Here is a 21372-nt window from a genome sequence, read left to right as displayed (position 1 = left end):
TCAGGAGGACTTTCGCCGGTCGTCGTCGGCGACACGGTCGAGGAGGCTGTTGATCGCGGCGGGGGCGAGCACTTGGTCGAGGATCATTGCGGCGCAAGCCTGGACACCGGAGGGGGCGTCCGGGGCGCCCGGCTCGATACGCAGCGACCGGGTCGCCAGGGCCGAGGAGAGTTGGTAGATGCGTTCACGCATGCCGGCGGCCAGCGGTTCGAAGGCGTGGGACAGGTCGCCGCGGACCACGATCGCGGCGGGGTTGAGCAGGTTGACCGCGGCCGCCACCACCTCGCCGATGCGACGGCCCGCCTCGCGCACCAATCGGAAGGCATCCGGGTCGCCTTCACGGGCCAGCTCGGCCAGCGCGGGCAGGCCCGGCACGGAACGGCCGAGATCGGCGAATTGTTCGAGTAGTGCCCAACCCGCCGCGACGGTTTCCAGACATTGCCGATCGCCGCAGTGGCACAGCCGATCGCCGGCGTCGCCGACTTTGATGTGCCCGATCTCGCCCGCCGCGCCCAGGGCGCCGTGTTGCAGGCGACCGCCCGCGATGATGCCGACCGAGATACCGGTGGACACCTTCAGGACCAGTAGGTCGCCGAGGTCCGCGCGGCGCGTGTGTTCGGCCAGGGCCAACACATTCACGTCGCTGTCGACGCGAACCGGGACATCGAAACGCGCCCCGAAGAATTCGGCCACCGCTACGGTGTCCCGTCCCGCGAGGCTCATGCTGTGCCCGGTGGTCACATCGACCACGGAAGGCACGCCGACGCCCACACCGTGCACCAGATTTCCGGGAGCCGCGGCGAGCAGTCCTTCCAGATGTTCTGCGGCGGTGGCGAGTACGGACTGCATGTCGCCGACCGGCGGCACTTCGAACGCGGTTTCCGCGAGCACCCGCCCGGCGAGATCGCACATCGCGATCTGCGCACGGCTGGCTCCGATCGACACGGCCAGGACGGTCCCGGATTCAGGGTTGAACGCGAGCCGCCCCGGTGGGCGGCCACCGGTCGACGCGCCCTCGGCCTGCTCGGCGATCAGCCCGCAGTCGAGCAGCTGGTCGACCCGAGCCGTCACCGCCGTCCTGGACAGGCCCGTCAGCCTGCGAATATCCGCCCGGGTGATGTCGTCACGACCACGGATGAGGTCGAGAACGTCACCGGTCGACGTCCCTGGTGTCGCTATCGGTCGACCCATCCCCACACCTCCGCGTTCCGGTGGACGCACTCCGCTGCCGAGAACACAGTATCGGTCCTGTTCAGCCGATCACTCCTCAAGTTAGGTCTCTCGAGAACAAAAGTTTGCTTGCAAAAGATCCTAAGCGGCTTTAACGTTCCGTGTGCTTGCTCACGCTGTACATCCCTAGGAGCCCCGCTATGTCGGCCCCCTCCCCCATCCCTTCGTGTGACATCGTGGTTTTCGGCGGCACCGGCGACCTCGCCGTCCGCAAACTGCTTCCAGCCCTGTACCTGCGCGACCGCGACGGTCAACTGCCCGAGGACACCCGCATCATCGCGGTGTCGAGAGCGGGTCTCGACGACGTCGGCTATCGCGTCAAGATCCACGGCGAGCTGGGTCAATTCCTCCCCGCCGACACCTACGACGCCACCGCGGCCCACACCTTCGCGCGGCGGCTGCACCACATCACCCTCGACGTGCTCGACGATCGCGACCCGGACGCCGCCTGGTACGACCTGGCCGCCGCGATACCCGACTCGAACCGGACCCGGGTCTTCTACCTTGCCTGTGCCGCAACACTTTTCGGACCGATCTGCACCGGACTGCACCGGTCCGGGCTCATCACCGCCGCGTCCCGGGTGGTGCTCGAGAAGCCGATCGGCACCGATCTCGCCTCGGCGCGACGGATCAACGACGAGGTCGGCGCGGTATTCGCCGAGGAGCAGATCTTCCGGATCGACCACTACCTCGGCAAGGAGACCGTGCAGAACCTGCTGGTGCTGCGCTTCGCCAACGCGATGTTCGAGCCGCTGTGGAACTCCGGCGCCATCGACCACGTGCAGATCACCGTCAGCGAGGCCCTCGGGGTCGGCGGGCGCACCGGCTATTACGAGAATTCCGGCGCGCTGCGCGACATGGTGCAGAACCACCTGCTGCAGTTGCTGTGCCTGGTCGCGATGGAGCCGCCCGCGCGACTCGACCCCGAAGCCGTCCGCAACGAGAAACTCAAAGTGCTCCAGGCGCTCCAGCCGCTGCACGGCGCCGAGGTCCACCGATTCACCGTGCGAGGGCGCTATACGGCCGGCGCCATCGACGGACAACCGGTGCCCGGATACGCCGAGGAGATGCACGGAAGGCCCAGTGGCACGGAGACTTTCGCGGCCCTGAAGGTCGAGATCCGGAACTGGCGCTGGGCCGGGGTGCCGTTCTATTTGCGCACCGGCAAACGGCTCGACCGCACCGCCGCCGAGATCGTGGTGCAGTTCCGGGAGGTCCCGCACTCGGTGTTCCCAGGAATCGAGGACTCCGAACTCCCGCCCAATCAACTGGTGCTGAGGTTGCAGCCCGACGAGGGTGTGCACCTTCGGCTGGTCACCAAGGAGCCGGGCCCGGGTGGGCTTCGATTGCGTTCGGCCCCTTTGAATCTCAGTTTCGCCGAAACCTTCCGTTCCCGGCTGCCCGACGCCTACGAGCGACTGCTCGGCGACGTCATGCGGGGCAATCCGACCCTGTTCATGCGCCGTGACGAGATCGAGGCGGCGTGGTCGTGGATCGAGACCATTCTCGCGGCATGGTCCGAACTCGACCAGGCGCCGCGCCCCTATGCGGCCGGCAGCAACGGACCGGCCGCGGCGATCGCGCTGATCGAACGCGACGGTCGCACCTGGCATGAGGAGAACCAGTGAGCATCCATCCTGTCCTGGCCGAGGTCACCACGCGGATCGGTGAGCGCAGCGCGGCGAGCCGCACCGCCTATCTGGACCGCATACGCGCGGCTCGCTCGATCGCGCCCGCGCGAATGTCGTTGGCATGCAGTAACTTCGCACACGGATTCGCCGCCTGTTCCCCTGCGGACAAGCTGAAACTGCACGGTGACTCCCACCCCGATATCGCCATCGTGTCGGCCTACAACGACATACTCTCCGCGCATCAGCCCTACCGCGCCTATCCGGAGGTGCTGCGCGCCGCGGTCGCGAGCGTGGGCGCGGTGGCCCAGTTCGCCGGTGGAGTTCCCGCCATGTGCGACGGCATCACCCAGGGGCGCGCGGGGATGGAGCTGTCGCTGTTCAGCCGGGACGTGATCGCGATGTCCACCGCGATCGCCCTGGCGCACGACATGTTCGACGGCGCCCTGCTGCTCGGCGTCTGCGACAAGATCGTTCCCGGCCTGCTGATCGGCGCCCTCGCCTTCGGGCACCTGCCGATGATCCTGGTACCGGCCGGTCCCATGCCGTCCGGCCTGCCGAATGCCGAGAAGAGCCGGATCCGGCAACTGCACGCCGAGGGCAAGGCCGATCGCGCCGACCTGCTCGCCGCCGAGGCCGCGAGCTATCACTCCCCGGGCACCTGCACGTTCTATGGCACCGCCAACTCCAATCAGCTGTTGATGGAGGTCATGGGCCTGCACCTACCGGGCTCCAGCTTCGTACCGCCGAACACCCCGCTGCGCGAAGCACTGACCGCGGCGGCGGGCCGCCGCATCGTGGAACTCACCGCGATACGCGACGGCAGCGCGGCGATCGGCGAGATGCTCGACGAACGCGCCCTGGTGAACGGCGTGGTCGCGTTGCTCGCCACGGGCGGATCGACCAATCACACCATGCACCTGGTCGCGATCGCCGCCGCCGCCGGAATCGATCTGCGCTGGGACGATTTCGCCGAGCTGTCGGCCGTGGTGCCCACCCTGACCCGGATCTATCCCAACGGCACCGCGGACATCAACGCCTTCCACCACGCCGGTGGCACCGCGTATCTGATCGGCCAGCTGCTCGACGCGGGTTTGCTCCACGACGACGTCACCACCGTGGCCGGACCGGGTCTCGGAGCCCACTACCGCTCCGTCCCGGACCTGGCTGACGGCGAACTGACCTGGCGGACAAGCCCTTCCGACAGCACGGATACGACGGTCCTGCGACCCGCGAAGGATCCGTTCGCTCCCGACGGGGGCCTGCGCGTGCTCACCGGCGCGCTGGGCCAGGCGGTGATCAAGGTTTCGGCGGTGCGGCACGAGCACCGCGTGGTCCGCGCCCCCGCAAGGGTTTTCGAGACGCAGGAGGATTTCCTGACCGCGTTCCGGGCCGGAGAGCTGAACCGAGATGTCGTGGTGGTGGTCCGCTTCCAGGGCCCGCGCGCGAACGGCATGCCCGAATTGCACAAGCTCACACCCGTATTGGGGGTTCTCCAGGACCGCGGGCACGCCGTCGCACTCGTCACCGACGGAAGGATGTCGGGCGCTTCGGGGAAGGTGCCCACCGCGATGCATCTGACCCCCGAGGCAGCGGCCGACGGACCGCTGGCCCGCGTCCGTGACGGCGACATCATCGACCTCGACGCGAACGAGAGCAGACTCGACCTCATCGTCGATCCCCTCGAATTCGCGGGTCGACGCCCCAGCCCCACCGCCGGAAGCGACCGGGGAACCGGACGAGAGTTGTTCGCCCCCTTCCGTTCCGCTGTCAGTCCGGCAGACCGCGGCGCTTCCGTCTTCGGAGCCGCCTGATGGCCGCGCCCGCCGTCGCCGAGACCCGGCTGGTGGCCGACATCGGCGGTACCAACGCTCGCTTCGGTCTCACCACGGGCGCGCGCTCGGAACCTCAGGAGGTCCGAATCCTGCGCAGCAACGACTACCCCGATCTGGTCACCGCCATCGAGGACTACCTCAGCCGGATCCCGGATCTCGAGACTCCGGTCGCGGCCTGCGTCGCGGTGGCCGGGCCGGTGGACGGCGACCGGGTCCGGCTCACCAACGCGCGCTGGGACATCTCCATCGCCGATACGCGCGAAAGGCTGGGATTCCAGCACTTCGAGGTGATCAACGACCTCGCCGCGCTCGCGCTGGCCGTCCCGCAGCTGCCGTCCTCGGCCTTCGTGCCGATCGGCGCCGGGATACGCCGAGCCGACAGACCGCTGGCGGTCATCGGACCGGGCACGGGGCTCGGCGTCGCGGGACTGATCCGCCACCGGCGTTCCTGGATTCCGCTTCCGGGTGAAGGCGGGCAGGCAGCCCTCCCGATCGACACCGACCGCGAGGCGGAGGTCGCCCGGGTGCTGAGACAAGAGCACGGCACAGTGTGCGCGGAGACGGTCCTTTCCGGTCCCGGGCTGACCCGATTGCATGCCGCGCTGTGCCTGGTGGACGGTATCGCCCGCCCGTCGATGCGGGCGGAGTGGCTGTGCGAGAGCGCCCGTCGCGGCTGCGACTCCACGGCCCGCGAAACGCTCGAGATGTTCTGCGGAATGCTCGGCGCCTTCGCCGCCGGCATCGCTCTGACGCTCGGCGCCACCGGCGGCGTGCTCCTCGGCGGCTTCTTGCCCGATATCGCGGATATCCTCTCGGCCAGCGCCTTTCGACGCCGATTCGTCGGCATTCGTGCCGTGCCCGGCTATCTCGACCACGTCGCGACCGATCTCATCGTGGCGTCCACGCCCGCGCTGCGTGGCGCGGCCCACCGACTCGCTCAGCACCGATCTCCCGAGGACCACGCATGAATCCACTCGACATCTCACCTGTCATCCCCGTAGTGGTCCTCGACGATCCGGGAAAGGCGGTGCCCCTGGCGCGGGCTCTGCTCGATGGCGGCATCGGCATCATCGAGGTCACACTGCGCTCGGCGGCCGCGCTTCCGGCGATCGAGCGGATCGCGGCCGAGCTGCCCGATATGGCGGTCGGCGCCGGAACCATTCTCACGCCCGCACAGGCCGCCGCGGCGACATCGGCGGGGGCGCGATTCCTGGTCAGCCCGGGTGTCACCGCCACCCTGCTGCAGGCCCTCGCCGACACCGGGCTCCCCTGCCTTCCCGGCGTGTCCACGGTCTCGCAGATCCTCACCGTCCTCGAGCACGGCATGACGGACATGAAGTTCTTCCCGGCCGAAAGTTCCGGCGGCACAAAGGCATTGCAAAGCTTCAACGGCCCGCTACCGCACGTGCGATTCTGCCCGACCGGCGGTATCACACCGGCCACCGCGAGCGACTACCTCGCGCTGCCGAATGTCGGCTGCGTCGGCGGCTCATGGCTCACTCCGGACTCCGTGATCAACGACGCCGACTGGCCCCGGATCCGGCGACTGGCCGCCGAAGCCGCGGCTCTCCCGAGAGCCACTTCCTAGTCGGCACCCCGGCGGTGATCCTGCGCATGACGGAACGGTCCGTCGAGGGCCGCCCATTGCAGCAGCATGATGGTTTTGGCATCGGCGATCGCGCCGGTGCGGATCATCTGCAGGGCGCGGGTGAAATCGATTTCGACGGTGTCGATGTCCTCGCCTTCCTCGGCGATTCCGCCGCCGGTGGCCGGGCGGGCAGGGTCGTAGGGGGCGGCGAAGAAGTGGAGTCGTTCGGTGACGGAGCCGGGGCTCATGTAGGCCTCGAACACGCGCTGGATCGGGCCTAGGCGATATCCGGTCTCCTCGTGGGCCTCTCGGCGGATGGCCGCCTCGGGGTCGTCGTCGTCCAGGAGGCCGGCGGCGGTTTCCAGCAGCATGCCGTCGGGGTGTCCGTTGACGTAGGCGGGGAGGCGGAATTGGCGGGTCAGCAGGACGGTTCGGGTTTCGAGGCAGTAGAGCAGGACGGTGGCGCCGTCGCCACGGTCGTAGGTTTCGCGCTGTTCGCGGCTCCAATGGCCGTCGCGGTGCTGGTAGTCGAAGGTGGTGTTGCGCAGGACATACCAGTGGCACGACAGCAGTTCGACCTCGCGGATGCGGACCCGCGGGTTACCGGTGAGGCCGCGGCCGTGCTGGTCCAGGCCGGTGCGTCCGCGCCGGTCGGGGGTGTCGATGCCCGCGGTCATCGGGTCACCGCCCGCGCGCGGAAGGCCACCGCGTTCTCGGCCAGAAAGGATTCCAGCGTTCGAGGGGCACGGTCCAGGATGTGAGCGACGGTGTCGGTCGGATGTTCCGGATGGGTCAGGGTCAGTTGCTGGATTTCGGTGATGTGCGCGGCCAGCCAGTTCGGGAGTCCGGACCGCTCGATCAGGTGTGCGCGGAATTCGTCGGGTGGGAGGTCGACGTATCGAACCGGGGCCCCGCGCAGATCGCCCAGCATCTCCGCGATCCTCGGATAGCCGTAGGTCTGGGATCCGGTGAGAACATAGGCGCCACCGGCGATTTCGGTGCGCGTGAGCGCCGCCGCCGCGACCTCGCCGATATCACGGCAGTCGATGTAGTTGCAGGCGGCCGCACCCGAGCTGCCGACGATGACACCGTGCTCCGCGACTCCGGGAGCCAGGAGCAGCAGCTTCTGCATGAACGCGTAGGGCCGCAGGATCGTCGCGGCCATCCCGGTCGCCCGCAGCGCCTCCTCGATCGCGTAGTGCCAGCGCGAGACGGCCACCGGCGAATCCGGAGCGGCCATCGGCGCGGACAGTTTCACCACATGCCCGATGCCTTGTTCGGCGGCCACGTCGACGGCGCGAGCCTCGAGTTCGAGTTGCGCGGGGCCATTGGTCATGGTCAGGAACAGCTGTGCCGCACCGCGGAAAGCGGCCCGCAGCGACGATGAATCCGCCGCGTCGGCGTATCTGATCTCCGAGCCGGGGGCCGGCTGCGCCCGCACGAGATCGGGCCGTCGGCTCAACGCCCGGCAGGGCACGCCGAGTTCGGTCAGCCGCCCGATGAGAGATTCGGCGATCCGGCTGGTCGCCCCCATCACTGTGATCATTTGTCGCCCTTTCGAATCGTGGAACAACACCAGCGCCGGGTGATGATGACGGCCGCCAGCGCGGCGGCGATCGGGAAATCGATGCGGACCCGGTCGGGGAACGGCGGCACAGCCGCGAGGAGGACACCGATCGCGGCCGCTGCCGCTGCGGCGACGACTCCGAAGCCTGCGGCCAGCGCCCACGGCGCGGTCGTCCGCAACCACCGGTACCGAATCCCCATGTACCGCAGCCACATTCCGAGCAACAACGCGACGAACGCGGACGTCCCGGCAATCGAGGTCACCGCGGCCACCTGCAATTCCGTTCGCCCGGTGAGCAATCCGCCGATGCCGGCGCTCAACGCCGGAGCCAGGTACGCCACCGAGACCTCACGCCACAGCACGAAATCGGGCGATGTCGAGGTTGAACTCACCTAATTAGCTACCTAACTATATGGGCAGACCGAACCGCTGGGCGGTACCGGTCCGATCAGTCGTCGGTGAGCGCGCCGACCCCGCGGCTGATGCGCTCGAGCAGATCCAGGAAGACCTCGCGCTCCTCGCGGGTCAGCGCGCCGACCATCGACTGCAGGCGGCCGAAGTGCTCCGGCGCCACCTCCCGCAGCTTCTGCGCGCCGCGCGCGGTCAGCACCACCGTCACCGCGCGGCCGTCCTCGGCCGAGGCCCGCCGACACACCAGCCCTTGCTGTTCGAGCCCATCGATCAGTCCGGTAACCGTTGCGCGCGTGACTCCCAGGATGGCCGCCAGCCGCGACGGCGACAGCTCACCCTCGGCGTCTTCGAGCGCGGCCAGCAGTCGATACCGCCCGGCCGAGAGCCCGAACCGCGCGAAGTGCACCTCCGTCGCCTGCCCGAGCTTCGCCCCCGCCGCCAGCAGCCGCACCGCCACCAGCACGGCCCGGGGATCGACCTCGGATTCGAGACCATAGCGCCGCAATTGCGACCGCGCCTGCGCCAGCGTGGGAGCGTTCAGGTCTTCCGGATCCGTGGTCACGAATCTAATATGGCACCTAACTACATGGCCGTCAAAGTTACTCCGGTCACCGGGAAAGGCGCTCGCCCCATGAATCCACGCCTGACGGGCGTCCACCACTTGAAGATCCCTGTCTCCGATCTCCCGACCGCCATCGCCTGGTTCGAAACCGCCATGGCCGCAACCCATGTCCGCAAGTTCGATCACCGCCACCCCGACGGCACGGTCTTCGCGGTCATCATGTCGCTTCCCGGCGTGAACATCCCGCTCGAATTACGCCTGTCCCCCGCCGCGACCACGGCGGCCGCGGGCTCTGACCCGGTCACTTTCGGCGTGACCGACCTCGACGCACTACGCCGGTGGGTGACTCACCTGGACGGGCTCGGCATCGACCATTCACCCGTCACCACCGGCTTCATCGGCCACCTGATCGAATTCCGCACCCCCGACGACCTGTGTATCCGCCTCTACACCGACCCACCCAACGGATTCGCCGATGTCGAGATGCGCCCGGACCAGGTCGATTTCACGGGTTCACCGCTCAGCCCGGGGACGGATCGTTCCCCGGCCCGGCACTCGCCGTCGTGAGTGGTCGATCCGCCGGAACGAGCGGGTTCCGGCGGATCGCCATGCGTGATCGGCGTTTTCAGGAGCGGGACGCGCCGATCGGTTCGACGGTCGGGGCGGCCGACCCGCGCATGCTGCGGCGGACCGGGATCGCGGCGGCGATCACGGCGGCGAGCAGGGCTACCGCGGAGCCGATGACGAACACGACGCGGAAGCCGTGTTCGGTCGGGATGGAGTGGCCGCCGAGGGATACCGTCAGCTGGGCCAGGACGGCGCCGACGACCGCCGAGGAGACCGAGGTGCCGATGGAGCGCATCAGGGTGTTGAAGCTGTTGGCGGCGGCGGTTTCCGAGAGCGGGACCGCGCCCATGATGAGGGCGGGCATGGCGCCGTAGGCGAAGGCGACGCCCGAGCTGCAGACGATGGTGACCACGAGCAGACCCCAGACCGAGCCCATCAGCGGCAGGGCGATGCCGTAGCCGATAGCCATGACCAGGGCGCCGGTGGTGAGGGTGAACTTCGGGCCGCGCAGGGCCGAGAGTTTCGCGCCGACCGGGGAGATCAGCATCATCATCAGGCCGCCCGGGGCCATCCACAGGCCCATGGCCAGCATGGACTGCCCGAGGCCGTAGCCGAGGGCCTTCGGAAGCTGCAGCAGCTGCGGCACACTCAGTTGCAGGGCGTACATGCCGACGCCGAGGGCGATACTGGCGAGATTGGTGACCAGCACCTGCGGGCGGGCGGTGATCCGCAGGTCGACCAGGGGTTCGGGCGCGCGCAGCTCCCACCGGCCCCACACCAGCAGAACCAGGACCGACGTGGCGAACAGGCCCAGGGTCGCACCGCTGGTCCAGCCCCACGCGGCACCCTTGGACACCGGAAGCAGCAGCGCCACGAGGCCCGCGCCGAGCAGCAGCGCGCCCGGGAAATCGAAGCGCCCGCTCGACCCTTCGGCCGCGCCCTCGGGCACGAAGACCACCAGCAGTGCCGTGGCGACCGCGACCAGAACCGCTGCGACCCAGAACATTACGCGCCAGTTGCTGTACTGGGTGACCGCCGAGGCCAGCGGCAGGCCGAGCGCACCGCCGATGCCCAGCGACGAGCTGATCAGCGCGATGGACGCGCCGAGCCGCTGCGGCGGCATGACGTCGCGCAGCAGCGCGATGGCCAGCGGGATCACGCCGACACCGAGCCCCTGCAGGCCGCGGCCGACGATCATCGGCACCAGGGATCCGGCGAGCGCACAGGTCACCGAGCCGATGATCAGCGGCACGGTCGAGGCGATCATCATCCGACGCTTGCCGTACATGTCGCCGAGGCGCCCGGCGACCGGGGTGGCCACGGCCGCGACCAACAGCGTGATGGTGACGACCCACGAGGTGTTGGACGCCGTCGAGTTCAGGATTCGCGGCAGCTCGCCCAGCAGCGGCACCACCAGCGTCTGCATGAGCGAGGCGACGATGCCGGTATAGGCCAGCACCGCGAGAATGCCGCCGGTCCGCGGCGTGGCATCGGGTTGGGTCACGTGCATCTCCTCAGCACTACGAAGCAATCATGTGCACTATACACACTCAATGCATGATGCATATCGAGTGCGCCATACACATCACGTAGGGTGTAGGCATGGGCGCGCGGAACGGACCGCAGGTCGACGCCGATCAGTGGAAGGAACGGATTTGACCAAACCCACCGACTTGCTCGAGTTCGAGGCGATGCTCTTCGGGCGCTACAGCCTGATCTCACGCAAGGGCGACCACCGCCTCGACCGCAGCGCGTACACGATCCTGAGCCTGCTGCGCACCAATGGGCCGCTGTCCATCGGGCAACTCAGCGAGGCCCTCGCCCTGGATGTCTCCACGCTCAACCGCCAGACCGCCGCCATGATGAAATCCGGCTTACTGGAACGCATTCCCGACCCCGACGGCGGAATCGCGCGCAAATTCCGGGTCACGCCCGAGGGCGATGCGACCTTGGAAGACGAACGCGCGCAGAGTATTCGCCATCTCGACGCGATTCTCGCCGACTGGCCCGAGGAAGAAGTGGCGAACCTCGCTTCCTATCTCGAACGGTTCAATACGGCGATCGAGCGCTATCACGGCCGCCCCTGGCCACGACCGGCGGCGTCCGTATCCGGGCAACGCCGCCCGAACAAGTAACGATTCACGCCGAAAAGGGGACATTTCACGCCATCCGCCGCACGCAATCCCGAATTCGACCTGTCACGCCCCAAGCATTGGGGGGCAACAGAATTCGTGGCGTGGAGAATTTCCCCGCAGGTCCTACTGTTCGGTAGACATTCACGAACGAGAGGATCCGAATTGTCCATCAAGCGTTTGGCCGCAGGAACGTTTGTCGCGAGCGCCGCGGTGCTGATGCTCGGCACCGGGAACGCCCTCGCCGAGATCACGCTGGATCAGCCGTCGGCCACGCCGGAAGTGCAAGCGCCGCAGCCGATCGCGGGCTCGCCCTACACGGGCTCGCAGGGCTTCGTCCCGCCCGGCTGCACCACGGTGGCCGCCGCCGTCTTCTGCTGACGGCCGGCCGCGCGGTGACGGTGACGATCCGTCACCGCGCGGTGACGAAGCCCTGCTCGACCATCCAGTCGCGGGCCACGTCGGCCGGTTCGCGGCCCTCGACGTCGACCTTGCGGTTGAGTTCGGTGATCACCGGATTGGTGAGCAGGGCCGAGATCGGGGCCATGAGGGCAGCGATATCGGGGTGGGCGCGGTCGAAGTCGGCGCGCAGCACCAGGGCCGCGTTGTATTTCGGGAAGAACGAGCGGTCGTCCTTCAGCAGGACCAGGTCGAGCGCGGGGATGCGGCCGTCGGTGGCGGCCACCGAGCCGAAGCGGCATTGGCGGGCGTCGGCGGTGGCCTGGTAGACGAGGGCGTCCTGGACAATCTGCTTGTGGACCTTGCCCGGGTCGATGCCGTATTTGGCGGCCAGGCCGGGGAATCCGTCGGGGCGGACATTGAATTCGGTGCCGACGCAGGTGCCCGCGGCGGCGGGATCCTTGGCGATCAGGGCCGCGTAGTCGGAGATGGTGGTCACGCCGGTGTCCCGCGCGGTGCGACTGCTGGTCACCAACGCGTAGGTGTTGTTCATGGGGGCCATGTCGGTCCACACCATGGAGTGGGCGGCGCGGTCGGCGTCGCGGACCGCCTCGAACTGGCCGCGTTCGTCCGGGACGGGAGTCTCGCGGCCGAGGTAGTTCACCCAGCCGGTGCCGGTGTAGTCGTAGGCCACGTCGATCTGACCGTGCAACTGAGCGTCCCGAAGGCTGTTGGAGCCTTGGATATTCGTCAGGTCACGCACATTCGCCCCGGCGGCGGACAGCGCGAATTCGATCAGATAGCCGAGGATGTTCTGTTCGGTGAAGTCCTTGGAGCCGACGGTCACCGTCACCCCGTGCAGCGCGGGTATCGGGTGGATGCTGCCCGGGCCGACTCGCAGCGGCACGGCACTGCCGGATTCCAGACCGCATCCGCTCAAGAGCAGCAGAACCCCGATCACGGTGCAGCACAGCCACTTCCCCGGTCTCATCGCAGCCCCCTGGGCCCGAGGAACCGTTGGGCCAGCGCCCCGAGCCAGTCGACGAGCAGGGCCAGCGCGACCGCGAGCACCGCGCCGACCACCAGGGTGACGTTGTCGCGCAGCTTGTATCCGGTGTCGATCAGGATGCCGAGCCCACCGGCGCTCACCAGGAACGACAGCGTCGCGGTGCCGACGGCCAGCACCAGCGAGGTGCGCACGCCCGCCAGGATGTAGGGCACCGCGAGCGGAAATTCGATGCGCAGCAACACCGTTGCGGGCGACATGCCCTGTCCGCGCCCCGCGTCCACCACGGTCGGATCGACCTGTTGATAGCCGAGAATCGTATTGCGCAGCACCGGAAGCAAGGAATAGAACGCGATCGGGGCCACCCCTATCCAGAATCCGGTGGTGCGGGTGACCAGGTAGAACAGCACGATCAACCCGATCGCAGGGGCGGCGGCGCCGATATTGGCGATGCCGATGAAAACCGGTGCGAGACGGCGGAATCCCGGCCTGGTGACCAGTGTGCCCAGCGGCACCGCGACCGCGAGCACGATGGCCACCACAGCGATCGTGATCGCCACGTGCTGCCGGGTGACGGTCACGATAGTGGCCGCGTTCATGCTCGCCCGCTGCGTGGTGCTGAGTGTGCGGGTGAAGGCCCATGTCAGTACGCCGGCGGTGAGTACGGCGACGAACAGCGGCTGGACGAGCAGCCGCAGGCGTTCGGCGCGGCGCGCGGTCGCGGTGGCGGGCGGTCCGGTGACGGCGCGGGTGGTCATGCGGTCGGCCCGTGCTCGTCGCGCAGGGTCGCCAGATGCGCGACCAGGGTGTCGATCGTGATCAGGCCCGCGTATTCGCCATGCGCACCGGTGATCACGGCGGTCGCGGTCTGCTCGGCGAGCAGCGATTCGAGCGCTGCCTGCAGCGTCGACCGCGCCGACAGCGTCTGCGCGACCGGGCTGCCGACCTCGCGCAGCGACTGCGCGATCGCGAGCTGCCCGGCCGACACCCACCGCAGCGGCCGCCGCTGCTCATCCAGGATCAATGCCCACGGCCGGTCCCGGCCCGCGAGTGCCGCGCGCAAGACCTCGACGGATTCGCCCTCGACCGCGGTCGGGCAGTCTTCGAGTTCCACGTCGCCGACCCGCGTCAGTGTCAGCTGCTTGAGAGAGGCGTCCGCGCCGACGAACCCCGCGACCGTCTCATCGGCCGGACGCGCCAGGATGGCCGCCGGGGTGTCGTACTGCAGGATGCGTGATCCGTTGCCGAGCACCGCGATTCGATCCCCGAGCTTGACCGCTTCGCTGAAATCGTGGGTGACGAACACGATCGTCTTGCCCAATTCGGCCTGCAGGCGCAGCAATTCGTCCTGCAGCAGCCCGCGGGTGATCGGGTCGACCGCGCCGAAGGGCTCGTCCATCAACAACACCGGCGGATCGGCGGCCAGTGCGCGGGCCACCCCGACCCGCTGCTGCTGCCCGCCCGACAGCTGCCGTGGATACCGCCCCCGATAGGTCCCCGGATCCAGTCCGACCAGCTCGAGCATCTCGTCGACCCGTGCCGCGGTCCGCTTGCGATCCCAGCCGAGCAGCCCGGGCACGGTGGCGACGTTCTTGGCCACCGTCATGTGCGGGAACAGCCCGGCCTGCTGGATCGAATACCCGATGCCGCGCCGCAATTCGTCCGGATTCATGGCGGCGGCGTCGCGGTCGCCGATGGAGATGGTGCCGGAGCTGGGTTCGATGAGGCGGTTGATCATGCGCAGCGTGGTCGTCTTGCCGCAGCCGGACGGCCCGACCAGCACCACGATCTCGCCCGCGGGGATCGACATCGAGACCGCGTCCACGGCCGGATCCGGCTGGCCCGCATAGTATTTGGATACGGAATCGAGAACTATCCCGACACCGGACACGGAAGCCCCGCCGCTCATCGCAGCCCCTTCGAGGTGGTGAATCGTCCGACGAGCAGGAATACGCCGTCGAGCAGCAGCGCGAGCACGATGACCAGTACGGTCCCGGTCAGGGCCTGCGGCACCGCGTTCGGACTGCCGAGCCGCGACAACCCGGACAGGATGACATTGCCCAGCCCGGGCCCCTTCGCGTAGGCGGCGAGCGCGAGAATGCCCATGATCAGCTGGGTGCTCACCCGCATGCCGGTGAGGATCGCGGGCCACGCCAGCGGGAGTTCGATCACGGCCAGCACCCGCCACCGGTTCATTCCGACCCCGCGCGCGGCATCCACCACGGCCGGATCCACCGACGACAACCCGATGATCGCATTGCGCAGAATCGGCAGCAGCGCGTACACCACCAGCGCGGCGACAGTCGGTGCGACACCCAGCCCCAGCACCGGGATCAGCAACCCCAGCAGCGCGAACGACGGCACGGTCAAGATCGCGCTGGCGGCCGCCGTGGCCGCGGAGGATCCGAACGGACTGCGGTACACCAGCACCGCGACGATCACCGCCACCACGGTCGCGATCAGCAGCGACTGCACCACCGCCGACACGTGCAGATACGAATCGACGAGCAGCTGATGCCGCCGTGTCACCAGGAACCGCCAGAGCGCGTCCACAGAGTCCCCATCCCGTATCCCGCTGTCTCGGAGACTATCCCGGACGCGACGGCCCCATACCGGTAATGCGGCAACCGGCGTCGGCCGATCAGATCCTGCCGGTGGCTCCCCAGTCGAGATTGGCGGCCTCGGCGCGGTCGCCGTGCACGTAGTCCTTGAAGAGCTCTCTCGCCCGGAATCCGGCCACCTCACTGGCGTGCTCGAGTTCGAGCAGGTCCTGCCAGCGGTGTGCGCGGTCCAGCATTTCGGCGGCGAGCAGGGAGAGCGCGGGCAGCGGGCCCGCCGTGGCGGTGGCGATGAGGGCATCGCCGCCGAGGGTTTCGGCCCAGATCGCGCGCAGTTCCTCGGCGTCGCAGCGCTGGACGAACTCGACCACGCTGCGCGGTTTGCGCCCATTGGGCGGATCCATGACCAGCCGGATCGCCAAGTGCCGCTGCTGGTGTGCGAGGTAGTCGCTCACCGTCAGGGCCGGAGGCAGCGGGTGATCGCAGTCGAGCATCTTCTGGAATTCGGACCCATTGAGGGTGAACACCCATTCCGGCAGCCGCGGGCACACTTTGCGCGAGGGCATCCGCAGGGTCACGCTCTCGGCGACCGGAAGGTCGCCGACCTGCGCGGGCGGCGCGCCGACGGGTGCCGGACCCTGGGCCACGGCCTCCGTCGCGCGCCGCACCATCCGCCGCAGCCGAGGAAATCGGGAATCGTTGTCGGACATCATGAATCCTCCCCAATCCGGTGTGGCCCACGGGCCCCCGAATCCTCCACTCTAGCGAACCCGCGGTCGGTCCGGGTCAGGCTCCGGAGGCCAGGCGCAGGACCAGGGCGCCGGCGATGATCGAGGCGAAGGCGACCAGTTTCGGGGCGGTGATCTTCTCCTTGTAGATCAATGCGCCGAGGACGACGGTGCCGATGGAGCCGATTCCGGTCCAAATGGTGTAGCCGACACCGACATCCAGGGTGCGCAGGGCCAGGCTCAGGGTGAAGATGCCACCGGCCGCGGCGAGCAGGGTGAAGACCGACGGCCACAAGCGGGTGAAGCCCCGGGTGGCATTGGTGCCCAGCGCGAAGGCGATCTCGAAGACGGCGGCGATCAGCAGGTAGATCCAGGACATGACGGACTCCTCGGAAGATGTTCGGGCGTAAGCGGTTTCAGGCGGCGGGTGCGGCGGAGAACTTGTCGGCGATCTTCAGACCGAGGACTCCCCCGATGATCAGGACGAAGGCCAGCGCCTTGGCGGGGGTGATGGCCTCGTGGAAGACCACCGAACCCAGCAGCACGGTGCCGACCGAGCCGATGCCGGTCCAGACCGTGTAGCCGACACCGACGTCGAGGGATTTCAGCGCCAGGCTCAGGAAGAAGATGCCGCCCGCGGCCGCGGCCGCGGTGAGCAGGGACGGGCCGAGCACGGTGAAGCCGTGGGTGGCATTGGTCGCCAGGGCGAAGACGACCTCGAAGACGGATGCGATGAGCAGGTAGACCCAGGCCATGGGTATCGACCCCTTCAGTAGTTGTATGTATATGCAAGCACTTTCCGACGACAGAAAGCATGCATGTACATGTAAGCTTGTGTCAAGAGCGGGCAGACGAAACCCGTTCGGCCACCTGTCAGTTCGAGGAGTTGATCGATGTCATCGCAGGTCGAAGCCACGAAGACCAGCCCGGACACGCGGGCGTGGAACCGCATGCTGGTGTTGCACGCGCAGGTGGAGAACCGGCTCTCGAGCGCGCTGCAGCGGCGGCACGGGCTGGGACTGTCGGAGTATCGGGCGTTGAGCTTTCTCGATCAGGCCGACAACGACGAGCTGCGCATGCAGGAGCTGGCCGACAAGCTCGGCCTCAATCAGAGTTCGGTCACCCGGCTGGTCGGCCGGCTCAACGCGGCGGAGTTCACCTATCGCGATCTGTGCCCGGACGACAAGCGCGGGGTCTACACGGTCATCACCGACGCGGGCCGCACCCGCTATCAGCAGGCCCGCGCCACCTACGACGAGACGCTCAGCGCCGCGCTCGACGAGGCCGCGGCCGGTGACCCGGCCATTGCCGCGATCCTGGCCACCGCTCGCGAAACTGCTTGAGCCCGAACTACTTCGGCACCGTCGCGAGGATACGCGCGAGGATGTCGTCCACCTCGCCGGTGCCCTCGATGGTGGCGACCAGGCCGCGCGGACGGTAGTACTCGACGATCGGGGCGATGTTGGTGCGGTACAGGGCCAGTCGGGAGCGGACCACCTCGGGGTCGTCGTCGCGACGGTGCTCGATCGCGAAGCGGGCCGCGCAGCGTTCGAGGATGACCGTGTCCGAAACCTCCAGCTCGACAACACGATCCAGCATCCGTCCGGTGCGGGTCAGCAGTGTGTCCAGGGCTCGGGCCTGCGCCAGGGTGCGCGGGTAGCCGTCGAGAATGAAACCCCGGGACGCATCGGCCTCGGCGAGGCGCTCGTCGAGCATCTTCAACACCAGATCGTCGGGGACCAGACCGCCGGATTCCACCATCTGTTCGGCCTCGCGGCCCAGCGGGGTGCCCGCCGCGACGGCGGCGCGCAGCAGTTCACCGGTCGAGATGTGCGCGATGGCGAGCTCGTCCTTCAGCAGTTTCGCCTGCGTGCCCTTGCCGGATCCGTTGGGGCCCAGAATAACCAAACGCATTGGGGCGCTTCCCTTCCGTCGAACCTCGAGGGTATCGGTCAGGACCGATCGGTGCCGAGTGAGGCCAGGATATCGGCCGGGCGGTCGACGAACAGCAGATGACCCGCCCCATCGACGAGGTGGAGTTCGCCGTGCGGGAGCGCGGCCGCGAGCCGGTGGGCGTCGTCGACGGGGACATTGCCGTCGGCGTCGCCGTGCCAGATCTGCACGGGCACGGTCACTTCCGCGAGAGTGAAGCCCCAGTCGCGGGTGAAGACCAGGCGGATGTCGGTGGCGAAGCCGCGGCTGCCCTGTTCGAAGCTGCGGCGCAGGTTGGCCTCGAGTTTGGCGGTCAGGTCGGGGTCGCCCTCGACGCGGTCGCGGTCGACCGGCGCCATTTGCGCGACCAGTCCGGCGACGCCCTTCTGGCGGCGGATCACCAGTGACATCTCCATGGCCATCGGGTGCACCAGGAACGGCACGCGCCGAAGCACATTGAGTCCGCGGCGACGGCGGCGGGCCACCGGGTCCAGCTCGGCGGCATCGGCCTGTTCGCCCGGCGGCGCGGGCGCGGAGACGAGCGCGACTCCGGTCACGCGATCGGGCAGCCGGGCGGCGATGGCCAGCGCGAAAGGCCCGCCGCCACTGACCCCGATGACGGCGAAGCGGTCCAGTTCCAGCCGATCCGCCAGCGCGGCCACGGTGTCGACCCAGTCGACCACCCGCTCCCCCGCCGGTAGCGACGACTCGGCCATGCCGGGACGGTCCACCGCCAGGATCCGTCTTCCCGCGGCGGCGCCGGCTTCGTCGAAAGCCTCACCTTCCAAATGTGTTCCGGGTACGCCGTGGCAATACAGCACCGGCGTTCCGTGGTCCGCACCGTACTCGGCATAGCTCACCCGGCAGTGCGGCAAAGCAATCGTTCGCGACGCGGCAGCACTCACTCCGGTCAGCCTAGGCGAAACCGGCCGCCAACAGGTCAAACAACGTCGTTCCAGACGCTGTGCCGTCAGCGCGGCTCGAGCAGAACGACCGGTATGGTCCGGGTTCCCGCATGCCGTTGGTAGAAGGCGAAGTCCGGCACGGTCGCCACGAATCGCGGCCACAGCCGCTCCCGTTCGGCCGGATTCGCCACCCTTGCTCGCACCGGCCGCACCTCGCCGCCGATCTGAATCGTGGTGTCCGGGTGGGCGATCAGGTTGTGATACCACCCGGGATGCTCGGGTTGGCCCGCCTTCGACGCCGCGACCGCCACCGCCGCACCGTCTTCCACGTACATGAGCGGTGAGGTCCGCGTGACGCCGCTCCTGGCGCCCACGTGCTCGAGCAGCAGGAGTTTGCCTTCGCGGTAGCCGGTGAAGTTTCCGCCGACCCGCCCTCGGCTCCAGCGGTACACGCGCACATGGATTCTCGTGGACCGCCGCCCCAGATACACTCCCCGCCGATTCGCGAATTGCGCTCCGGCGGAGACCAATCGACCCAGTAAAGCCATGCCGCCAGTAAACCGCATCCGATTGTGGCGGCCGCGCGTCACGCGCGGGTCAACAAGGTCCGCGCCGTCCGGATTTCGGGAATGCCGATCAGCTTGGCGGCCAGCAGGAAAGCAGCCGTGGCGACGAGACCGCCCGCACCGAGCGCGGTCAGATGGTCGAGGGTCGGGGTCGTGACGGTGATGTTCGTCAGCAGCACGGCGGCGAAACCCGCCACGCCCGCGACGGCGGTGGCCCACAGGACGCGGTGCGCGGTCGCGGCCACGGCGGTGAATCCGAGCAGACCGTGGCGGCGGCGCAACAGCACATGACCTGTCGCCGCACCCGCGGTGTAGGCGAGTGAGCTTGCGACACTGAGCATCACGACGACCGCCTGCGCTGGGAGCAGGGCCGTGGCCAGGGCCAACGCGGCGAGCTTGGTGGCGACCATGACGAGATTGATCAGTGCCGGGGTACGGGTGTCGTTGTGGGCGTAGAAGACTCGCATCTGCAACATGACCAGCGCGAACGGGGCCAGGCCGAAGGAGGAGCACGCCACCGCGATGCCGATCAGGTGTGCGGAGGCGGGGTCGACACGCCCGGTGAAGACCAGGGCCGCGAAAACCGGTCCGAACAGGCTCAGCGCCATGCTGACCGGGATCAGGGCGGTCGAGAGGTAGCGCGCACCGCGCGCGAGGTCGGCCAGGACCGCGGAATCGTCGCCCACCGCCGCCGCCCGCGAGATGCGCGGCATCAGCACCGTCAGCACCGACGCCGCGAGAATGCCGTATGGGACCTGGAACAGCAGTTCGGCATAGGAACTGATCGACACTCCCTCGTGGTCGAACGCGACGCGCATGGTGATCGCCACGCCGAGCTGGCTGATGGCGGCGTACACCAGCAGCCAGCCCGCGATGGGCACCGCCGCCCGCACCGGACGCCACGTGTAGGGCACCGGTCGCGCCCGCCAGCTCCATCGGAACCCATTGCGCCGCAGGGCCGCGACCATCCACACCGACTGGCCGACGATGCCCGCGGTGGCGCCCAGACCGATCGTCAGCACCTGAGCGGAGGTCATGGTCGCGGGTGTCAGCGTGACCGGTCCGGGCAGCAGTACGAAGACGGCGCAGGTGCCCAGGACGATCACGTTGTTGATCACCGGGGCCCACGCCGCCGCGGCGAAGCTGTCGCGCACATTGAGCACCGCGCCGACGATCACGGTGACCCCGTAGAAGAAGATCTGCGGCAGCAGCAGATACGCCAGCGCGGTAGCCAGCCGGCGCTGCCCGGAATCGGCGATGAAGACATGCACGATCAACGGCGCACAGGCCACCGTGACCGCCGTGACCACCGCCAGCAGCAACACCGCCGCCAGCAGGACCCGCTGCGTGAACTCACGCGAGCGCTGCCGCCCGTGACGGCGCGCCCGCGTCAGCACCGGGACGACGGCACTGGCCAACACGCCGCCCAGCAGCAGCTCGTAAACCATGTTCGGCAGATTGTTCGCGCCATTGAAAGCGTCACCGACCGCGGCCGTCCCCAACACCGCGGCCACCGCGAGCGTCCGCGCGAACCCGGTCACCCGGCTGACCATGCTCGCCACGGCGACCCCACGACCGGCCCGCGCCAATCCCTCCGACTCCGAACGGCCCCCGATACCTTTGAACCGCACCGGTTCCGCGTCACGCCGGTCGCGCTGGACCGGCAACGGCTGCGTCGGAAAACTGCCGTAATCGTGCAACGCGCCTCCTCGACCGGATGATCACCAACCCGACCAGGCTACGGAGAAATTCGCGGTG

At 68.5% G+C, this 21372-nt stretch carries 25 protein-coding genes; 8 read left to right on the top strand and 17 right to left on the bottom strand.

Going from position 1 to position 21372, the window contains the following annotated elements:
* Complete coding sequence (locus GPX89_RS35940) at window positions 1-1191, bottom strand: ROK family transcriptional regulator (protein ID WP_157392211.1); 1191 nt, start codon at window positions 1189-1191, stop codon at window positions 1-3.
* Between the two features lie 179 nt (window positions 1192-1370).
* On the opposite strand from GPX89_RS35940, the gene zwf reads away from it, so the two are divergent.
* Genes zwf through eda form a run of 4 tightly spaced genes read left to right on the top strand, consistent with a single transcriptional unit; the run spans window position 1371 to window position 6281 of the window.
* Complete coding sequence (zwf, locus tag GPX89_RS35935) at window positions 1371-2858, top strand: glucose-6-phosphate dehydrogenase (RefSeq protein WP_157392210.1); 1488 nt, start codon at window positions 1371-1373, stop codon at window positions 2856-2858.
* Complete coding sequence (edd, locus tag GPX89_RS35930; protein WP_328602687.1) at window positions 2855-4672, top strand: phosphogluconate dehydratase; 1818 nt, start codon at window positions 2855-2857, stop codon at window positions 4670-4672. Before zwf ends, edd begins: the two co-directional genes overlap by 4 nt.
* Window positions 4672-5661 carry a glucokinase gene (glk, locus tag GPX89_RS35925; RefSeq protein WP_157392209.1) on the top strand — a complete coding sequence of 330 codons (990 nt, stop codon included), beginning with the start codon at window positions 4672-4674 and terminating at the stop codon, window positions 5659-5661. The genes edd and glk overlap by 1 nt, the downstream gene beginning before the upstream one ends.
* Window positions 5658-6281, top strand: coding sequence for a bifunctional 4-hydroxy-2-oxoglutarate aldolase/2-dehydro-3-deoxy-phosphogluconate aldolase (gene eda, locus GPX89_RS35920; RefSeq protein WP_157392208.1), 624 nt, complete (start codon window positions 5658-5660; stop codon window positions 6279-6281). Before glk ends, eda begins: the two co-directional genes overlap by 4 nt.
* On the opposite strand, the gene GPX89_RS35915 is transcribed toward eda, so the two are convergent.
* The 4 genes from GPX89_RS35915 to GPX89_RS35900 are packed head-to-tail and all read right to left on the bottom strand — an operon-like array spanning window position 6278 to window position 8821.
* A complete protein-coding gene (locus tag GPX89_RS35915) occupies window positions 6278-6958 on the bottom strand; it encodes an NUDIX domain-containing protein (protein ID WP_157392207.1) in 681 nt (226 codons plus the stop codon). The genes eda and GPX89_RS35915 overlap by 4 nt on opposite strands.
* Window positions 6955-7827 (bottom strand): NmrA family NAD(P)-binding protein, encoded by an 873-nt coding sequence (locus GPX89_RS35910; RefSeq protein WP_157392206.1) that lies wholly within the window; start codon window positions 7825-7827, stop codon window positions 6955-6957. The genes GPX89_RS35915 and GPX89_RS35910 overlap by 4 nt, the downstream gene beginning before the upstream one ends.
* Entirely contained in the window at window positions 7824-8240 is a 417-nt protein-coding gene (locus GPX89_RS35905; RefSeq protein ID WP_198347758.1) for a hypothetical protein, read from the bottom strand. Before GPX89_RS35905 ends, GPX89_RS35910 begins: the two co-directional genes overlap by 4 nt.
* A 56-nt stretch (window positions 8241-8296) precedes the next feature.
* The gene (locus GPX89_RS35900) at window positions 8297-8821 is read right to left on the bottom strand and encodes a MarR family winged helix-turn-helix transcriptional regulator (RefSeq protein ID WP_328602686.1); all 525 of its coding nucleotides are present in this window, start codon (window positions 8819-8821) and stop codon (window positions 8297-8299) included.
* Between the two features lie 69 nt (window positions 8822-8890).
* On the opposite strand from GPX89_RS35900, the gene GPX89_RS35895 reads away from it, so the two are divergent.
* Window positions 8891-9388 carry a VOC family protein gene (locus GPX89_RS35895; protein ID WP_198347778.1) on the top strand — a complete coding sequence of 166 codons (498 nt, stop codon included), beginning with the start codon at window positions 8891-8893 and terminating at the stop codon, window positions 9386-9388.
* 58 nt (window positions 9389-9446) lie between these two features.
* Here the strand turns inward: GPX89_RS35895 and GPX89_RS35890 are convergent, their stop codons facing one another.
* Window positions 9447-10898: an MFS transporter gene (locus GPX89_RS35890; RefSeq protein WP_157392386.1), complete on the bottom strand. Its 1452-nt coding sequence runs from the start codon at window positions 10896-10898 to the stop codon at window positions 9447-9449.
* Window positions 10899-11043: 145 nt separating this feature from the next.
* Here GPX89_RS35890 and GPX89_RS35885 point away from each other — a divergent pair, with 145 nt between their 5' ends.
* Window positions 11044-11523 (top strand): MarR family winged helix-turn-helix transcriptional regulator, encoded by a 480-nt coding sequence (locus GPX89_RS35885; protein WP_235948905.1) that lies wholly within the window; start codon window positions 11044-11046, stop codon window positions 11521-11523.
* Window positions 11524-11685: 162 nt separating this feature from the next.
* The gene (locus tag GPX89_RS35880; protein ID WP_157392203.1) at window positions 11686-11901 is read left to right on the top strand and encodes a hypothetical protein; all 216 of its coding nucleotides are present in this window, start codon (window positions 11686-11688) and stop codon (window positions 11899-11901) included.
* 31 nt (window positions 11902-11932) lie between these two features.
* Here GPX89_RS35880 and GPX89_RS35875 read toward each other — a convergent pair whose 3' ends face one another.
* The 7 genes from GPX89_RS35875 to GPX89_RS35845 form a co-directional block, all read right to left on the bottom strand.
* A complete protein-coding gene (locus GPX89_RS35875; protein ID WP_157392202.1) occupies window positions 11933-12910 on the bottom strand; it encodes a glycine betaine ABC transporter substrate-binding protein in 978 nt (325 codons plus the stop codon).
* Window positions 12907-13683 carry an ABC transporter permease gene (locus GPX89_RS35870; RefSeq protein ID WP_157392201.1) on the bottom strand — a complete coding sequence of 259 codons (777 nt, stop codon included), beginning with the start codon at window positions 13681-13683 and terminating at the stop codon, window positions 12907-12909. The genes GPX89_RS35875 and GPX89_RS35870 overlap by 4 nt, the downstream gene beginning before the upstream one ends.
* Complete coding sequence (locus GPX89_RS35865) at window positions 13680-14834, bottom strand: ABC transporter ATP-binding protein (protein ID WP_157392200.1); 1155 nt, start codon at window positions 14832-14834, stop codon at window positions 13680-13682. The genes GPX89_RS35870 and GPX89_RS35865 overlap by 4 nt, the downstream gene beginning before the upstream one ends.
* A complete protein-coding gene (locus GPX89_RS35860; RefSeq protein ID WP_328602684.1) occupies window positions 14831-15478 on the bottom strand; it encodes an ABC transporter permease in 648 nt (215 codons plus the stop codon). The genes GPX89_RS35865 and GPX89_RS35860 overlap by 4 nt, the downstream gene beginning before the upstream one ends.
* Before the next feature lie 88 nt (window positions 15479-15566).
* Window positions 15567-16193, bottom strand: coding sequence for a hypothetical protein (locus GPX89_RS35855; protein ID WP_157392199.1), 627 nt, complete (start codon window positions 16191-16193; stop codon window positions 15567-15569).
* 76 nt (window positions 16194-16269) lie between these two features.
* A complete protein-coding gene (locus GPX89_RS35850) occupies window positions 16270-16590 on the bottom strand; it encodes a DMT family transporter (RefSeq protein WP_157392198.1) in 321 nt (106 codons plus the stop codon).
* Between the two features lie 37 nt (window positions 16591-16627).
* Complete coding sequence (locus GPX89_RS35845) at window positions 16628-16966, bottom strand: DMT family transporter (RefSeq protein WP_157392197.1); 339 nt, start codon at window positions 16964-16966, stop codon at window positions 16628-16630.
* A 138-nt stretch (window positions 16967-17104) separates the two neighbouring features.
* Here GPX89_RS35845 and GPX89_RS35840 point away from each other — a divergent pair, with 138 nt between their 5' ends.
* On the top strand, window positions 17105-17554 hold the full coding sequence (locus GPX89_RS35840; RefSeq protein ID WP_157392196.1) for a MarR family winged helix-turn-helix transcriptional regulator: 450 nt from the start codon (window positions 17105-17107) through the stop codon (window positions 17552-17554).
* Between the two features lie 7 nt (window positions 17555-17561).
* Here GPX89_RS35840 and GPX89_RS35835 read toward each other — a convergent pair whose 3' ends face one another.
* The 4 genes from GPX89_RS35835 to murJ form a co-directional block, all read right to left on the bottom strand.
* Window positions 17562-18125: an adenylate kinase gene (locus GPX89_RS35835; protein WP_157392195.1), complete on the bottom strand. Its 564-nt coding sequence runs from the start codon at window positions 18123-18125 to the stop codon at window positions 17562-17564.
* A 38-nt stretch (window positions 18126-18163) separates the two neighbouring features.
* On the bottom strand, window positions 18164-19048 hold the full coding sequence (locus GPX89_RS35830; RefSeq protein ID WP_157392194.1) for an alpha/beta fold hydrolase: 885 nt from the start codon (window positions 19046-19048) through the stop codon (window positions 18164-18166).
* A gap of 65 nt (window positions 19049-19113) precedes the next feature.
* The gene (locus tag GPX89_RS35825; RefSeq protein ID WP_157392193.1) at window positions 19114-19596 is read right to left on the bottom strand and encodes a nitroreductase/quinone reductase family protein; all 483 of its coding nucleotides are present in this window, start codon (window positions 19594-19596) and stop codon (window positions 19114-19116) included.
* 38 nt (window positions 19597-19634) lie between these two features.
* Complete coding sequence (gene murJ / locus GPX89_RS35820) at window positions 19635-21314, bottom strand: murein biosynthesis integral membrane protein MurJ (protein ID WP_235948903.1); 1680 nt, start codon at window positions 21312-21314, stop codon at window positions 19635-19637.
* Window positions 21315-21372: the final 58 nt, after the last annotated feature.

It is taken from the genome of Nocardia terrae, assembly GCF_009760405.1.
Lineage (GTDB): Bacteria > Actinomycetota > Actinomycetes > Mycobacteriales > Mycobacteriaceae > Nocardia > Nocardia terrae.
Note: the sequence above shows the minus strand (reverse complement) of the source record. Positions and strands in the feature narration are given on the sequence as shown.

What these genes read in the sequence shown, in the direction of transcription:
- GPX89_RS35940 (WP_157392211.1), bottom strand. Translation starts at nt 1,191, where the DNA reads ATGGGTCGACCGATAGCGACACCAGGGACGTCGACCGGTGACGTTCTC.
- GPX89_RS35915 (WP_157392207.1), bottom strand. Translation starts at nt 6,958, where the DNA reads ATGACCGCGGGCATCGACACCCCCGACCGGCGCGGACGCACCGGCCTG.
- zwf (WP_157392210.1), top strand. Translation starts at nt 1,371, where the DNA reads ATGTCGGCCCCCTCCCCCATCCCTTCGTGTGACATCGTGGTTTTCGGC.
- GPX89_RS35855 (WP_157392199.1), bottom strand. Translation starts at nt 16,193, where the DNA reads ATGTCCGACAACGATTCCCGATTTCCTCGGCTGCGGCGGATGGTGCGG.
- GPX89_RS35840 (WP_157392196.1), top strand. Translation starts at nt 17,105, where the DNA reads ATGTCATCGCAGGTCGAAGCCACGAAGACCAGCCCGGACACGCGGGCG.
- GPX89_RS35890 (WP_157392386.1), bottom strand. Translation starts at nt 10,898, where the DNA reads ATGCACGTGACCCAACCCGATGCCACGCCGCGGACCGGCGGCATTCTC.
- GPX89_RS35835 (WP_157392195.1), bottom strand. Translation starts at nt 18,125, where the DNA reads ATGCGTTTGGTTATTCTGGGCCCCAACGGATCCGGCAAGGGCACGCAG.
- eda (WP_157392208.1), top strand. Translation starts at nt 5,658, where the DNA reads ATGAATCCACTCGACATCTCACCTGTCATCCCCGTAGTGGTCCTCGAC.
- GPX89_RS35865 (WP_157392200.1), bottom strand. Translation starts at nt 14,834, where the DNA reads ATGAGCGGCGGGGCTTCCGTGTCCGGTGTCGGGATAGTTCTCGATTCC.
- glk (WP_157392209.1), top strand. Translation starts at nt 4,672, where the DNA reads ATGGCCGCGCCCGCCGTCGCCGAGACCCGGCTGGTGGCCGACATCGGC.
- GPX89_RS35895 (WP_198347778.1), top strand. Translation starts at nt 8,891, where the DNA reads ATGAATCCACGCCTGACGGGCGTCCACCACTTGAAGATCCCTGTCTCC.
- GPX89_RS35845 (WP_157392197.1), bottom strand. Translation starts at nt 16,966, where the DNA reads ATGGCCTGGGTCTACCTGCTCATCGCATCCGTCTTCGAGGTCGTCTTC.
- GPX89_RS35870 (WP_157392201.1), bottom strand. Translation starts at nt 13,683, where the DNA reads ATGACCACCCGCGCCGTCACCGGACCGCCCGCCACCGCGACCGCGCGC.
- GPX89_RS35910 (WP_157392206.1), bottom strand. Translation starts at nt 7,827, where the DNA reads ATGATCACAGTGATGGGGGCGACCAGCCGGATCGCCGAATCTCTCATC.
- GPX89_RS35850 (WP_157392198.1), bottom strand. Translation starts at nt 16,590, where the DNA reads ATGTCCTGGATCTACCTGCTGATCGCCGCCGTCTTCGAGATCGCCTTC.
- GPX89_RS35825 (WP_157392193.1), bottom strand. Translation starts at nt 19,596, where the DNA reads ATGGCTTTACTGGGTCGATTGGTCTCCGCCGGAGCGCAATTCGCGAAT.
- GPX89_RS35875 (WP_157392202.1), bottom strand. Translation starts at nt 12,910, where the DNA reads ATGAGACCGGGGAAGTGGCTGTGCTGCACCGTGATCGGGGTTCTGCTG.